At 71.0% G+C, this 13,616-nt stretch carries 11 protein-coding genes; 6 read left to right on the top strand and 5 right to left on the bottom strand.

The genetic code is table 11. The features are described 5' to 3' along the window. The first annotated feature begins 192 nt into the window (after nucleotides 1–192). Together ABD262_RS09945 and ABD262_RS09940 are read left to right on the top strand one after the other, a co-directional pair. Nucleotides 193–2,133: a sialidase family protein gene (locus ABD262_RS09945; RefSeq protein WP_344134985.1), complete on the top strand. Its 1,941-nt coding sequence runs from the start codon at nucleotides 193–195 to the stop codon at nucleotides 2,131–2,133. 156 nt (nucleotides 2,134–2,289) lie between these two features. Beyond that, nucleotides 2,290–2,724, top strand: coding sequence for a hypothetical protein (locus ABD262_RS09940; protein ID WP_344134982.1), 435 nt, complete (start codon nucleotides 2,290–2,292; stop codon nucleotides 2,722–2,724). A 208-nt stretch (nucleotides 2,725–2,932) separates the two neighbouring features. Here the strand turns inward: ABD262_RS09940 and ABD262_RS09935 are convergent, their stop codons facing one another. Further along, complete coding sequence (locus ABD262_RS09935; protein WP_344134979.1) at nucleotides 2,933–4,669, bottom strand: hypothetical protein; 1,737 nt, start codon at nucleotides 4,667–4,669, stop codon at nucleotides 2,933–2,935. A gap of 334 nt (nucleotides 4,670–5,003) precedes the next feature. Then, nucleotides 5,004–6,560, bottom strand: a complete 1,557-nt coding sequence (locus ABD262_RS09930) for a dolichyl-phosphate-mannose--protein mannosyltransferase (protein ID WP_344134976.1) — start codon at nucleotides 6,558–6,560, stop codon at nucleotides 5,004–5,006. A gap of 50 nt (nucleotides 6,561–6,610) precedes the next feature. On the opposite strand from ABD262_RS09930, the gene rsmI reads away from it, so the two are divergent. Both rsmI and ABD262_RS09920 read left to right on the top strand, forming a co-directional pair. Then, nucleotides 6,611–7,459 carry a 16S rRNA (cytidine(1402)-2'-O)-methyltransferase gene (gene rsmI, locus ABD262_RS09925; RefSeq protein ID WP_344134973.1) on the top strand — a complete coding sequence of 283 codons (849 nt, stop codon included), beginning with the start codon at nucleotides 6,611–6,613 and terminating at the stop codon, nucleotides 7,457–7,459. 53 nt (nucleotides 7,460–7,512) lie between these two features. Further along, the gene (locus ABD262_RS09920) at nucleotides 7,513–8,280 is read left to right on the top strand and encodes a hypothetical protein (protein WP_344134970.1); all 768 of its coding nucleotides are present in this window, start codon (nucleotides 7,513–7,515) and stop codon (nucleotides 8,278–8,280) included. 42 nt (nucleotides 8,281–8,322) lie between these two features. Here the strand turns inward: ABD262_RS09920 and ABD262_RS09915 are convergent, their stop codons facing one another. The 3 genes from ABD262_RS09915 to ABD262_RS09905 form a co-directional block, all read right to left on the bottom strand. Continuing rightward, nucleotides 8,323–9,096, bottom strand: a complete 774-nt coding sequence (locus tag ABD262_RS09915; RefSeq protein ID WP_344134967.1) for a CPBP family intramembrane glutamic endopeptidase — start codon at nucleotides 9,094–9,096, stop codon at nucleotides 8,323–8,325. Nucleotides 9,097–9,146: 50 nt separating this feature from the next. Continuing rightward, nucleotides 9,147–9,743 (bottom strand): DUF4126 domain-containing protein, encoded by a 597-nt coding sequence (locus tag ABD262_RS09910; RefSeq protein ID WP_344134964.1) that lies wholly within the window; start codon nucleotides 9,741–9,743, stop codon nucleotides 9,147–9,149. Nucleotides 9,744–9,907: 164 nt separating this feature from the next. Then, nucleotides 9,908–10,543: a hypothetical protein gene (locus ABD262_RS09905; protein WP_344134961.1), complete on the bottom strand. Its 636-nt coding sequence runs from the start codon at nucleotides 10,541–10,543 to the stop codon at nucleotides 9,908–9,910. 189 nt (nucleotides 10,544–10,732) lie between these two features. Here ABD262_RS09905 and ABD262_RS09900 point away from each other — a divergent pair, with 189 nt between their 5' ends. Both ABD262_RS09900 and ABD262_RS09895 read left to right on the top strand, forming a co-directional pair. Further along, a complete protein-coding gene (locus ABD262_RS09900) occupies nucleotides 10,733–12,844 on the top strand; it encodes a sensor histidine kinase (RefSeq protein ID WP_344134959.1) in 2,112 nt (703 codons plus the stop codon). After that, nucleotides 12,841–13,578 carry a response regulator transcription factor gene (locus ABD262_RS09895; protein WP_344134956.1) on the top strand — a complete coding sequence of 246 codons (738 nt, stop codon included), beginning with the start codon at nucleotides 12,841–12,843 and terminating at the stop codon, nucleotides 13,576–13,578. The genes ABD262_RS09900 and ABD262_RS09895 overlap by 4 nt, the downstream gene beginning before the upstream one ends. Nucleotides 13,579–13,616 lie beyond the last annotated feature (38 nt).

The following is a 13,616-nucleotide window of genomic DNA, read 5'->3' as shown; positions in this document are numbered from 1 at the left end:
GCGTCATCTGCTGCGACCCAAGGCGTCCGGGGTGGTCGCAGGCCCGGGGTGGTGTCGGAGTGACGGGTGGGGCGCCACTTGCTGCGCGTTTTGGCGGACCCGGTCCTCCGGGGGCGGGGCGACCATGGCGGGTGGGCGCACCCGCACACCGAAGGCATGGGAGGCCTGACCGGGTGCGTGTTGGGAGGCGTCATGACGTCCAGAACCCTTGTGGCCGGTGTAGCCGTCGTTGCGACGGTGGCCCTGGTCAATGTGGCCCCCGCGGAGGCGCGGGACCGGCCCTTCTCCACCTTCCGCATGGTCGTCCGCCCTGTGCTCGACCCCGGCGTCGGGGGCAGCACCACGGGTGGCAGCGGCCAGTACAGCAAGGTCGCGATCGAGGCGTACCGCTGCGCCGCGAGCGCTGGTGCTGCGTACGGCACGCCGTCCGGTGCCATGGACATCTCGTGCAACGACACCGAGCCCTACCGGCAGGACTTCAACCCGGACAACGAGCTCGCGATCGCCGTGAACCCGAAGGTGCCGACGCACCTCCTCGCAGGGTCGAACGACTACTTCTACCGGTTCAACAACTCGACCGGGGTCAGGCAGGCGCTGGTGCCGACCGGGTTCTTCACCTCGATGGACGCCGGCACGACCTGGGTCGACGGACAGGTCCCCATGCGCAGCGGCAACGGTGCCGGAGACCCGTCACCGGCCTTCGACGGCAAGCTGTCGGGCAGCACCGCCCGGACCGGGTGGGCGATGATGGCCCAGCTCGAGAACACCGGCGGCCTGGGCGGCCCCTACGTGTCACAGGGTGACGTCTCGGTCAGCTGGTCCTCCGACGGTGGCATGACGTGGAACGAGCCAGTCACCGTCATGAAGGGCAAGGGGACCGGCATCGGCCCGGCGAACAGCGCTCTGTTCTTCGACAAGGAGTGGCTGACGGTGGACAACCACCCCAGCTCGCCCCACTACGGCCGCGCCTACCTGGTGGCGGCGCGGTACCTCAATGGGCTGCACGGGTCGTACGACGAGTCGCCGGTCTACTTCGCCTCGTCGGACGACGGTGGCCGGACCTGGTCCACCCCCAAGGAGATCTCGGGGTCCAACCCACTCTGCAGTGCGCAGAGTGCGGGGGCGGCCGGCGAGTGCGACGAGGACAGCTTCCCGATCCCCGAGGTCGCCTCGAACGGTGACCTCGTCGTGCACTTCGCGAACGGGAACATCGACGCGGCGTGGGAGACGGCCGGTGAGTACGAGCAGACGTTGCTCGCCGTGAAGTCCACCAACGGTGGGGCCACGTTCGGCGCGCCGGTGGTCATCGCCCCGTTGGAGGACGGTGCGGCTGACACGCCCTGGAGCATCATCGGGCGACAGACGGTGACGGGACACCAGATCCGGTGGCAGTCACCCGGCACCATCACGGCTGACCCGACCAACCCGCAGCACTGGGCCGTCGTCTACAACGACAACGCAGCCGGAGTGCACGACAACGCGCCCGCCAGCTGCCTCAACGACATCCCGGGTGCGGCTCCGGACTACAACCCGTGCCATGCCGTGACCAACACGAACATCTACCTCGCGGAGAGCTGGAACGGCGGGGCGTCCTGGACGCCGCGGATCACGCTCGACGGCTCCGCGGGCGACCAGTGGTTCCCGTGGGCGGACTTCCGCTCGGATGGCTCCCTTGTGGTGGCCTACGACTCCAACGAGGACATCGCCGACCCGGCAGGCGGCCGCGACGACACCTTCAACCACGTGTTGCTGACCGTCGCGCCGCGCACCTCCGTGGGCGGTCCTGCCGTGGTCACGGGTCGTGAGGTGCTGGAGCCCAACGGTGCCGGGCGTCAACGCACGGAGCAGGTCGACATCTCCGTGACGCACTGGGCCGGCCAGTATGCGCCGGAGAGCGCATGGCCACGCATCTGCGGCCCGGACGGCTACACCGACCCGCCGGTGACGGATGCGACAGGCAAGGACTGCAACGTCTTCGACGGCGACTACACCGGCCTCGCGGTGGGCTCCGACGACCACGTCAACGTGGTCTGGACGGGGCTGAACCGCTGGGCGGTCTCTCCGCAGACGGACGCCTACACCGGGCTTCCCCACGACGGGTACGCCCAGGACGCGATGTTCGCCCGCAGGTAGGGACGCGTCGTCTGGTGGGGCTGTGAAGGGACAACCCGGCACAGCCCCATCGGCGCCTGCTCGAGTGTTCCCAGGTTGCACCGACCAGAGGGTGGCGCGCCGGTCGTGAGTAGCCGCGCGGATGTGGTGCCCACCGGCGCTGGGTCAGGGTGGGGCATGTCCAGTCCGCCTCCGTCGAGCGAGTCCGCCCCCGGCACGGACGGTGCCGTGGGTATGCCGCGGGGTGTCGACACCGGGCAACGTCCCCTGATCCGGTGGCGCGGTTGGCGACCCGCCCTGTGGGCCACCACCGTCGTCGCGGTGCTCCTCACGTGGGTGGTCACGTTCGTCGGGTCGGCCTACGAGACGTTGCTGCACGCCGGCGTGTGTCACGAACCCGCTCGGGCGACTGACCTCACCGAGGCCCAGCACGCCCTCGTGGTGCTGGTCCTCGCAGCCGCCGCCCCGTGGGCCGTCGGCCTCTGGCGGACCGGGCACCGCCTGCGAGTCGGGCTGTTCGCGCTGCTGGCCCTGGCGCCGGTGGCCATCGGGGCGGTGCAGGTCCTGACGGCAGCCCCCGCCGACTACTCCATGGACTGGTGCCTCTACTGACAGGCCTCGGCTGGATCCTGAGCGAAGGGGACCTAACCTGGCCGACCCCGGCAGGCTGGTCGCCTGCCGGGGTCGGCACCTGTCACAGCAAGCCCCCGGGACATGGAGTCGCTGTGAGCTGGATTCCCCGGGACGTGGGTCCCGGAGATGGAAGGGGTCCGCGGCCCACCCCCTGGGCCGCGGACCCCACGCCATGCAGGCCCGTGGGTCAGCGCTTCTGCGCGACCTTCCGGTAGCCGGCCGAGACGCCGATGCCGGTGAGCAGGAAGCCCAGTCCCAGCCACATCAGCGTCGGGTCCGAACCGGTGAAGGCGAGCTCGGTGGTCGCGTTGACCGCCGCCGGCTTGGCCAGAGGAGCCGCGGCCGGGATCGCCGAGGCGGGGTCCGCGGGTTCGGGCACCACGGTGTCGCCGTCGCCGGTCACGGGCTTCTCACAGGCCGGTCCGGCCGGCACGGCCGCACTGACGAGCACCTGCTCCGAGGAGTCCGGCACGGCCGGGGCGTCCTCGACGGTCCGGTACGCACCGGTCGCGGTCCAACCCTCGCCGGGCGAGACGGCGGCCCAGAGCAGCTGGGTCTCCCCATCGACCGTGCGGGTCTCGCCGGTGGCCGACCAGGCCTCACCGGGGGAGTCGACCGACCAGGTCTCCTCCCAGTGACCGACCTCGTCCGTGGCCGGCGTCACCAGCACCTGCTCGTCCCAAGCCGGGTAGAGCAGGACCTGGGTCGTGGTGTCGGGCGTGGCGGCGTGGTGCACGGTCGTGAAGACGTCGTCGTGGTGGACGGTCGTGTAGACCGCGTCGTGGTGCACCGTCTTGTAGACGTCGTCGTGGTGGACCGTGGTGTAGACGGCGTCGTGGTGGACCGTGGTGTAGACGGCGTCGTGGTGCACGGTCTTGTAGACGGCCGGGTGGTGGACCGTGGTGTAGACGGCGTCGTGGTGGACGGTCGTGGTCACCGCGTCGTGGTGGACCGTGGTGTAGACGGCGTCGTGGTGCACGGTCTTGTAGACGTCGTCGTGGTGGACCGTGGTGTACACCGCGTCGTGGTGGACCGTCTTGTACACCGCGTCGTGGTGGACCGTCGTGTAGACCGCGGCCGAGATGAGCGCGCCCTGACGGGTGATCCCGGTGGCGATGTAACCACCCGAGTTGTTGTTGATGTTCGCGTTCCAGTTGGGGTCGACGTCCCACCTGTCAGGGCCGTTCCCGTTCTTCTGGACGAACTTGTACTCGATTGCGTAGACGGCCGGCGACGTCATGACCTGTTCGTCGTAGGCGGCGGTCACGAGGACCTGCTCGTCGTAGGCGGCCGTCTTGAGGACCTGCTCGTCGTAGGCGGCGGTCTCGAGGACCTGCTCGTCGTAGGCGGCCGTCTGGAGGACCTGCTCGTCGTACGCCGGCGTCACGACCTGCTCGTCGTAGGCAGCGGTCACCAGGACCTGCTCGTCGTACGCCGCTGCCTCGAGGACCTGCTCGTCGTAGGCGGCCGTCTCGAGGACCTGCTCGTCGTAGGCGGCGGTCACGAGGACCTGCTCGTCGTAGGCGGCGGTCACGAGGACCTGCTCGTCGTACGCCTCGGTCTGGAGGACCTGCTCGTCGTAGGCCGGGGTCTCCAGCACCTGCTCGTCCCAAGCCGGCTGGCCGGGGACCGGGAGCGTCATGTACACGGCTGCGTGGTGGACGGTCTCATAGACCGCGTCCGTGGCCGCGGAGTCCACCAGCCACTGGTGCCACTGCCGCTCGATGACCTCGGTGACCGAGCTCCACTCGTACTCGTCGTGGGTCACGGCGGCCGTGCCCGGGACGACGACGGTGGAGTAGACCGCCTGCTTGGCAGGGGTCCCGCACGGCACCTGGCTGTCCGCTGCGGACGCCACCCCCGGTGCGATTGCCAGACCCAGTGCCGTGACCGCGACCGCGATCGATACCCGCTTGGTGTTCATGTAGAGCCCCTGCCCTCTTGTCCCGGATGTGTGACGCCCGGGGTGAGGTTCAGTGCTTCCTGTCACTCCCTGGCGTGCTGCGCCGAGTGTGTGGTGGAGGTCAGGGAATGGTCAAGAGATAGTAAAGAGTAGGTATGAGGAACGTAAAGTGACTCGTTCAACGGTCAACCAAAGCAAAGGTCCTCATTCGCGGCGGAACGGGTCAGCCGCGGTTGTCGCGCCTATGGCGGTATGTCCCAATAAGGGTCCGCGACGCCTTGGTCAAGGAATCGTCAGGATCGACCCATTCCTGACCAAACGGCCGATGCCCCGTCTCCGAGGTCTGGCTGATGCCTCACACCCAGCTGGGGAACCACATCCGCAGGGACCACTGGCTCTGCGGGATCACCTGGGCGGTGTAGATCGGCCAGAAGAACGCGAAGATCGCCAAGGTCAACAGGCAGTAGCCGCCGACGACGTAGAGGCCGATCTCCCGTCGGCGCCACGAGTCGGTGCGCCGGCCGAGGGCCAGGCCCAGCACGAAGACGACGGCGAAGATGATCCACGGCTCGAAGGCGACTGTGTAGAAGGAGTAGATGGTCCGCTCCTCCAGCCCGAACCACGGTAGGTAGCCGCCGGCGATCCCGGCCAGGATGCCGCCGGCGCGCCAGTCGCGCTTGAAGATCCAGTAGAACGCCAGCACGACGATCGCCACCGCCCCCAGCCACCAGATCGAGACCGTACCGATCGAGGTGATCGCCTTGGAGCACTGCGCGACCGCGCAGCCCCCGTCGCCACGCTTGGGACCCTCGTAGAAGAAGGAGGTCGGCCGGCCCTGGATGACCCACGACCAGGGGTTGGTCCGATAGGGGTGGTTGTCGTGCAGGTTGACGTGGAAGGTGTAGATCTCCTGGTGGTACTGCCACAGGGACCGCAGCGCGTCCGGCACCCACGGCGTGTCCCGAGACGGGTGGATCTGGCCCCACTGACGGTCGTAGCCGAGCGGGGACCGGAACCACCCAACCCAGGACGCGAGGTAGGTGACGAGCGCCGTCGAGCACATCACGAGGGCGGCCCAGAGCCCGTCGGTCACCACCGCGGACGTGAACCAGTGCCGTATCCCCACGGCCCGTCGCGCGCCCATGTCCCACAGGACCGTCATCAGCCCGAACGCCACGAGGAAGAACAACCCCGACCACTTGGTGCCGGCACACAGCCCCAGGCTGATGCCCGCCACCCACCGCCACGGCCGCGCTCCCAGCCAGGGACCGAGCCGTGACGCGAGGTCGTGGTCGGACATCCCGGCGGCTCGCTCGGCGAGGATCGCCCTCGTGCGGTCGCGGTCGATGAGCAGCGCACAGAACGCCAACAGCGCCCAGAACATGACGATCAGGTCGAGCAGGCCGGTGCGCGACTGGACGAAGTGGTGGCCCTCGAAGGCGACGAGGAACGCGGCGATCGTGCCGAGCAGTGACGAGCCGAACATCCGGCGAGCGGCCCGGCCGATCATGAGGATCGACAGCGTGCCGAGCACGCACACCGAGAAGCGCCACCCGAACGACGACGTCTGGCCGAACAGGTGCTCGCCGGCCGCGATGACCCACTTGCCCACGGGTGGGTGGACGACGAGGTCGCCCTCGCTGCCGAACACGTCCGGGGTGCCGCGGGTGAACAGCTCGTCGGGCTTCTTGAGGGTGTCCGGCACGCGCAGCTCGACGCCGTACTCCAGCATCGAGACGCCCTGCTTGACGTAGTAGGTCTCGTCGAACACGAGCTGGTGCGGGCGACCCAGCGACCAGAACCGCATCCCGCCACCGACGACGGCGAAGAACAGTGGCCCGAGCCACCCCCAGAGGGTGTCGGTGGGCCGGAACCCGAGCAGCCGGAGTCGGAGCAGCTCGATCCGGGTCATGCGCGCCATCGTATGCACAGCAACCCGGGCAGCCCTGACAGGATGGCGAGGTGACCTCCGACCCCGGCGTCCTCGTCCTCGCCGCCACCCCGATCGGCGACCCCCGCGACGCGGCCCCCCGGCTGGCCGAGGAGATCACGACCGCAGACGTGGTGGCAGCCGAGGACACCAGGCGGCTGCGGCGGCTCTGCGCCGACCTCGGCATCACGCCCAGTGGGTCGGTGCTCAGCTACCACGAGCACAACGAGGCGTCGCGGACACCCGAGCTCGTCGAGCGGCTCAAGGCGGGCGCCCGCGTGGTGGTCGTGACCGACGCCGGTATGCCGTCCGTGTCGGACCCCGGGTACCGCCTGGTCGACGCCGCGGTGGCGGCCGGCATCCGGGTGACCTGCGTGCCGGGTCCCAGCGCCGTCCTGATGGCCCTGGCCGTCTCGGGCCTGCCGGTCGACCGGTTCTGCTTCGAGGGGTTCCTCCCTCGCAAGCCCGGCGAGAAGGCGCGCGGGCTGGCGGCGCTGGCCGACGAGCGCCGGACGATGGTCTTCTTCGAGGCCCCGCACCGCATCGACGCGACGCTGCTCGCCATGGCGGAGGCCTTCGGGCCGGACCGGCCGGCGGCGGTGTGCCGCGAGCTGACCAAGACCTACGAGGAGGTGCGGCGGGGCGGGCTGGCCGAGCTGGCCGCCTGGGCCGCGGACGGGCTGCGCGGCGAGATCACCGTGGTGGTGGCCGGGGCGACGCCTGCGGTGACCACCGTCGAGGAGGCGCTGCCCGGCATACAGGAGCGCGTTGCCGCAGGTGAGCGGCTCAAGGACGTGTGCGCCGACGTGGCAGCAGCCACCGGTCTGTCGAAGAAGACCCTCTACGACGCTTCGCTCCAAATGCGGCGTTTGGCACGTTAAGGTGCCTCAGCGGCGACGCGAAGGGGTGTCGCCCATCTGGGAGGGGACCACTCATGCACGTCACCCGCCGGGCCCTCGGGGCCCTCGCGATCCCGCTGCTCACTGCGACCGCACTCGCCGGTTGTGGCAGCGACAAGGCCGGGACGACCTCGTCGTCCAGCAGCTCGAGCTCGAGCTCGTCGAGCACGACGACCGAGGCGGCGCCGCCCGCGGCCGCCGAGCTCTTCGACCAGGCCCGCAAGACGGCGCTGGCCGCTGACAGCGCCCACATCACCGGGTCGGTCAAGAACGACGGCCAGCCCATGACGATCGACCTCGCCGGCACCACCGACGGCACCAACCAGACCCTCGAGCTCGGGGTGGGCAAGGGGGCCAAGGCCACCATCCTCACCGTCGGCGGCAAGTACTACCTGCTGGGCAACGACGAGTTCTGGACCAGCCAGATCTCGGCCGACGCCGCCAAGCTGCTGGGCGGCAAGTACGTCAGGATGCCGGCCACGGAGGCCAAGGAGCTCGGTGACATGACGATCAAGAGCCTGTTGACCGACCTGTTCGACGACAAGGAGATGCAGAAGGCGCTGAAGTCCACCGACGCGAAGGTCACCAAGTCGACCTACGACGGTGCGGCCGCCTACTCCATCGCCGACAAGGGCGGCAAGGCCAACGGCGAGCTCCTGGTCAGCGCCGACGGCAAGGCGACGATGTTCAAGATCGTCGGTCCGGACAAGGGCGACACGGGCACGCTCGAGTTCAGCGAGTGGAACTCGGTGGCGAAGGTCGCGGCTCCCGACCCGGGGAAGGTCATCAACCTCCCGAAGTGAGTCCGGGCGACGTCGCCCTGCTCGATGGCCACCCCGCCCGGCTCAGCTGAGCCAGGCGAGGTGGTCCTTGAGCAGGGCGTAGCCCACGAAGGCCACCACGTCGAGCAGGGTGTGGGCCACCACGAGCGGGCCCACCCGCCGCGTGCGCGTGTAGACCCAGCCGAAGAACAGGCCCATCACGACGTTGCCGAGGAAGCCGCCGAACCCCTGGTAGAGGTGGTAGGAGCCGCGGATCAGGGCCGACGTGACCATCACCGCGGGGAGTGACCACCCGGCGCGGAGCCACCGGGTGTAGAGGTAGCCGACCATGACGACCTCCTCCAGCACGGCGTTCTGCGCCGCCGCGAGGACCAGCACCGGGATCGTCCACCACACGTCGGTGAGGTTGGCCGCCGCGATGGTGGTGTTGAGGCCGAGTGCCCTGGCGGCGGCGTAGAGGCCGAGCCCCGGCAGCCCGACCGCGGCCGCGAGGGTCAGGCCCCGCACGAGGTCGCGCCCCGGCTCGCGCAGGTCGAAGCCCATCGCGTGCCGTGCATCCGGCCGGTCCCTGGACAGCAGGTAGAGCGCGAGGGCGACCGGCACCAGGGCGAGCCCGATGCCGACGAGCTGGTAGGCCAGGTCCAGCCACGGGCGGTCGGGCGTGACCGACGAGTTCATCGCCGTGGTCTGCCGGTTGAGCGGCACGTTGCGGGTGAGCTTGTTGACCAGGGACAGCACCGCGTAGATGCCCGACGAGCCGAGGCTGACACCGAGCACCAGCAGGGTCTCGGTGACCAGGGCGCGACGCGTGGGCTGTGGGGCGACGGCGACGGTCATGGGGTCATCCTCGCGGTCCCGGCTGGGGGAATCATGCACGCCGGCGGGTGTCAGGCGAGGGCGGCGCGGCCGTCGCGCTTGCGCCATCGGCGCACCTTGAGCCAGAGCCAGACCAGCAGCCAGGCGAGCAGCACGAGGAAGAGCACGACCAGCACCGGGATGAAGACCGCCACGAGGCTCAGCCCCACCGACGCCCCGTCCTCCACGGTCGAGGCGACGGGGGCGCCGAAACCCAGCGTCCCGGCGTTGATCGCCGGCCGCGCCACGGTCTTCCCGCCGTGCACGAGCCCCGAGACGATGATACCGAGGACCACGCCCACCCAGGGGTTCTGGGTCATCCACGTCGAGTTGTCCAGGCCGTCGGCCGCAGAGGTCGCGGCGAAGACGAGCCCGCCCATGCTCGGCCGGATGAAGGTCTGCACCGCGTCGTTGACGGTGTCGACGGCGGGGATCTTGTCGAGCACCACCTCGGTGAGCAGCAGCACCGCGCCGATGCCGATCGCCCACCACGACTCGATCCAGGAGTACGACTGGGGCAGCGTGATGAAGTCGGTGAACCGCGCGATCGGGGCGACGACGAGGAACGGGATGTAGGCGTTGAGGCCCGCGGCTGCGGACAGCCCCATGCCGGTCAGTGCTGCGAACAACGGCCACCTCCTGTGCGGGTGCGGTGCACCTGTGGGGACATGTCTACTCGACGCGGGTGCCCGGCGCGCGGTTCCGGCAGCGGCGTTCCCGGCCACCCACCCAGGTATGCCGCGCGCGGAGTCCGCACGCGGCATACCTCGTGGTGTGGCCTGGGCGGGGCTTGTCAGCTGCCGTCCGCCTTCTTGCGGGCGACGATCTGGCCGAGGACGGCGTAGCCGATGACCAGGTGGGCGGCGCCGACCCAGCGGGCCACACCCCCGCCGAAGATGCCAAGCGTGGGCACCGTGACGACGGCCCAGCTCTCGGCGACCAGCGGGTAGAAGCGGGAGACGCCCTTCCAGCGGCCGGCGACGGCGATCCGGATGCCGATGAGGAACATGCCGAGCATCGAGATCGGCCAGAACATGTCGAGCGCCAGTGAGGCCGGGTTGTCGAGGTTCGTGAGGCCGAAGAAGTCCGAGGCGGTCGAGGCCATCGCCAGGGCGAGGGCCCCGGTCTCGATGCGCAGCACGGTGCGGGCGACCTTGCCGGCGCCGATGGCCTTGGTGCGCCACAGGACCCGCACCAGGGAGAGGACGCCGACCTGGAAGAGGAAGGCGCTGGCGTTGTGGGCGTACTGGTAGGCGGTGCTCTCGTTGTTGAAGCCGAACACCGCGATCATGCTCGACCAGGCGAGGGCGCCGACGGTGAGCATGCTGCCGTGCAGGAAGTAGGGACGGGCGTTCGGCGCGACGGGCTCCTGGCCGGCCCCGGTCGGGACGTCCGAGCGGGCGGGGGCGGAGGTCTTCGTGAGCGACATGGTGGGTCTCCTCGGTCTGGTCGAGTGGTGGTGGTCGGCGCCGGGTCGGTGCCGTTGCCGAGAACTCTGCGGCGCCCTGCGACCCGGGCGTCAGGGGCCGCTGTCCCGTTCCGGGTCCCCGAAGTTGTCCCGTCCTTTCGGGACCGCAATCCCCTGACGACGGGACACCGGCGTTGGCACACTGGCGAGGTGACCGCCGTGCCAGCCCTGCGCGCCCAGACCTCCGGCGCGTCGTCGCCGGGCTCGGCCGCGCCCGGCTCGGACCTGCGCCGGCGACACCTCCTCGTGCCCGGTCTGATGGTGCTGCTGCTGGGCGCCCTCGTCGTCGGGTGCCTGCTGCTCGACGCACGGTCGAGCGACGCCGAGCGGGCGCTCTACGTCTCCGAGCGCGGCGTGGTCAGCGGCGCCATCGGCGCCCTCGTCGGACTGTGCGGGGCGGCGATCCTGGCCTTCCGCCCGCGGCACGTCGTCGGGCTGGTGCTCGCGGGCACCGGCGCCTTCTGGGCGCTCGACGGCTTCTGCGAGTCGTATGCCGTCGTGGGGCTGCACGAGCAGCCGCCGCTTCCGCTCACCGGGCTCGCGTACTGGGTCGTCTCCGAGGCGGGCTCGCTCCTGCTCGTGGCCCTGCCGTTGGTGCTCGTGCTCTACCCGACCGGTCGGCTTCCTGAGGGTCGCTGGCGCTGGGTGGCCGTGGCCGCCCTCGTGATGTCGCTCGCCCTGCCGCTCAGCCTCATCCTGGCCCCCGACCACGTGGTCTACGACGGCCGCCTCCCCGACCGGGTGGTGCGGCTCCTGCCCGAGCTCAGCCTCCCGCTGTCCGACGGCGCGGCCGTCGCCGCCATCCACGTCGGCCAGGTGCTGACGATGCTGGCCATGCCCCTGGCCGCCGCCACCGTCTTCGCCCGGCACGGTCGCTCCACGGGTGTCGAGCGGACCCAGCTGCGCTGGCTGCTCTGGGCCGCGATCGTCTGCCTGCTCGCGGGCGGGGTGATGCTGCTCGACCTCAACGGGCCGGTCGGGTTCGCGGCCCTCGTCCTCGCCCTCCTCGCGACCAGCGTCTCGGTGGTGATCGGGGTGGTGCGGCCCGAGACCGGCGACATCGACGCGCTCGTCGGCAGCACCCTGGTCTACGGCGGGATCGCCGCGCTGTTCGTGCTGCTCGACCTCGGCGTCGTCGCCGCGGCAGCGGCCCTGCTCGGAGACCGCTTCCCGGAACGACAGGTGACGGTGCTCGTGCTGGTGCTGGCCGTCGCGGCATACGGGCCGTTGCGCTCCTGGCTCACCGGGCAGGTGCGGCGGCGCGTGCTCGGGCGGCGAGGGGAGCGGTACGAGGTGGTCTCGGCCCTGGCCGAGCGGCTCGAGGAGTCCGGCGGGCTCGAGGAGCAGCTGCCGGCTCTCGCGGCGAGCGTGGCCGAGGCGTTCCGGGTGTCGTTCGTGCGGGTCGAGGTGCTGGGCTCCGGGGGTCAGGGGATCGCGGCGACGCACGGGACGGCGCCGTCGGCGAGCCGCTCGTTCCCGATCTCCTACCGCGGCGAACGGATCGGGTCGATCGAGCTGCCCGACGGGGGCATCCGGGGGATGCTGTCGCGCCGCGACCAGGTGCTGCTCGTCGACGTCGTCCGGCAGGCGGCCATCGCCGTGCGCAGCAGCTTGCTGGCCCGTGAGCTGCAGGAGTCGCGCGAGCAGCTGGTGCTCGCCCGCGAGGAGGACCGGCGGCGCATCCGCCGCGACCTGCACGACGGCCTGGGGCCGGTCCTCGGCGGCGTGGCGATGCGCCTCGACGCCGCGGGCAACGCCGTCGACTCCGACCCGGCCACCGCCCACCGCCTCGTCGTCCAGTCGCGCGCCGAGATCACCGAGGCGCTCGCCGACGTGCGGCGGCTCGTGCACGGCCTGCGCCCCCCGGCCCTCGACGACCTCGGCCTGCTGGCCGCGGTCGAGCAGCAGGCCGACCGCACCCGCGCCGCCGGCCTCGAGGTCTCGGTCCACGCCGACGACCTCGCCGGCCTGCCCGCGGCCGTCGAGGTCGCGGCATACCGGATCGTGTCGGAGGCGCTGGCGAACGTCGCCCGCCACGCCCACGCGGCGGCGTGCACGGTGACGCTCGCGACCGGACCCGCCGACCTCGAGCTCGAGGTGCGCGACGACGGGCGCGGGATCGCCCTGGACGTCGTCGCAGGGGTCGGGCTCCGGTCGTTGCGCGAGCGGGCCGAAGAGCTGGGTGGACGCTACGAGGTGGTGTGCCCGCCCGGTGGTGGGACGACGGTGCGGGCCTGGCTACCGGTGGGAGGCAACGGATGACGTTCGACGGCATGGGCGAGGCCGGCGAGGAGGTCGACGGTGGAGCCGCTGCGGCCGGCGGCGGGCCCGCGGTGGCGCGTGAGGGGCGCGCCGTGCGGGTGCTGATCGCCGACGACCACCCGATCTTCCGCGACGGGCTGGCGACGCTGCTCGAGCCGCACCCCGACATCGAGGTGGTGGCCCGCGCCGCGGACGGCGCCGAAGCGGTGGCGCTCGCGGCCGTGCACCGTCCGGACGTCATCGTCATGGACATCCAGATGCCGCACGTCAACGGCATCGAGGCGACGCGACGGGTGCTGGCCGAGCAGCCGACCGTGGGCGTCCTGGTCTTCACGATGGGCGAGGACGACGGCACCCTGCTGTCCGCGATGCGCGCAGGCGCCCGCGGCTACCTCGTCAAGGGAGCCGCGCAGGACGAGGTGGTGCGCGCGATCACCGCCGTCGCCGCCGGTGGGGTGGTCTTCGGCGCGTCGCTGGCCACCCGCATCGGTGAGCTGCTGTCGCCGTCGCCCTCGCGGCAGGCCACCGAGTTCCCGATGCTCACCGAGCGGGAGCGCCAGGTGCTCGACCTCATCGCTGCCGGGCGTTCCAACGGACAGATCGCCGCCGAGCTCTTCCTCGCACCGAAGACCGTGCGCAACAACGTCTCCGCGATCCTGTCGAAGCTCCAGGCGACCGACCGCGCGGAGGTCATCATCCGCGCGCGGGACGCCGGGATGGGCCAGCGCGACTGAGCCCCGAGCCTCTGCGGCGAGGGCGCGAGGCAGGGACT

Source organism: Pedococcus bigeumensis (assembly GCF_039531795.1).
Classification (GTDB): Bacteria; Actinomycetota; Actinomycetes; order Actinomycetales; family Dermatophilaceae; genus Pedococcus; species Pedococcus bigeumensis.
This window is presented reverse-complemented; position numbering and strand designations above follow the sequence as displayed.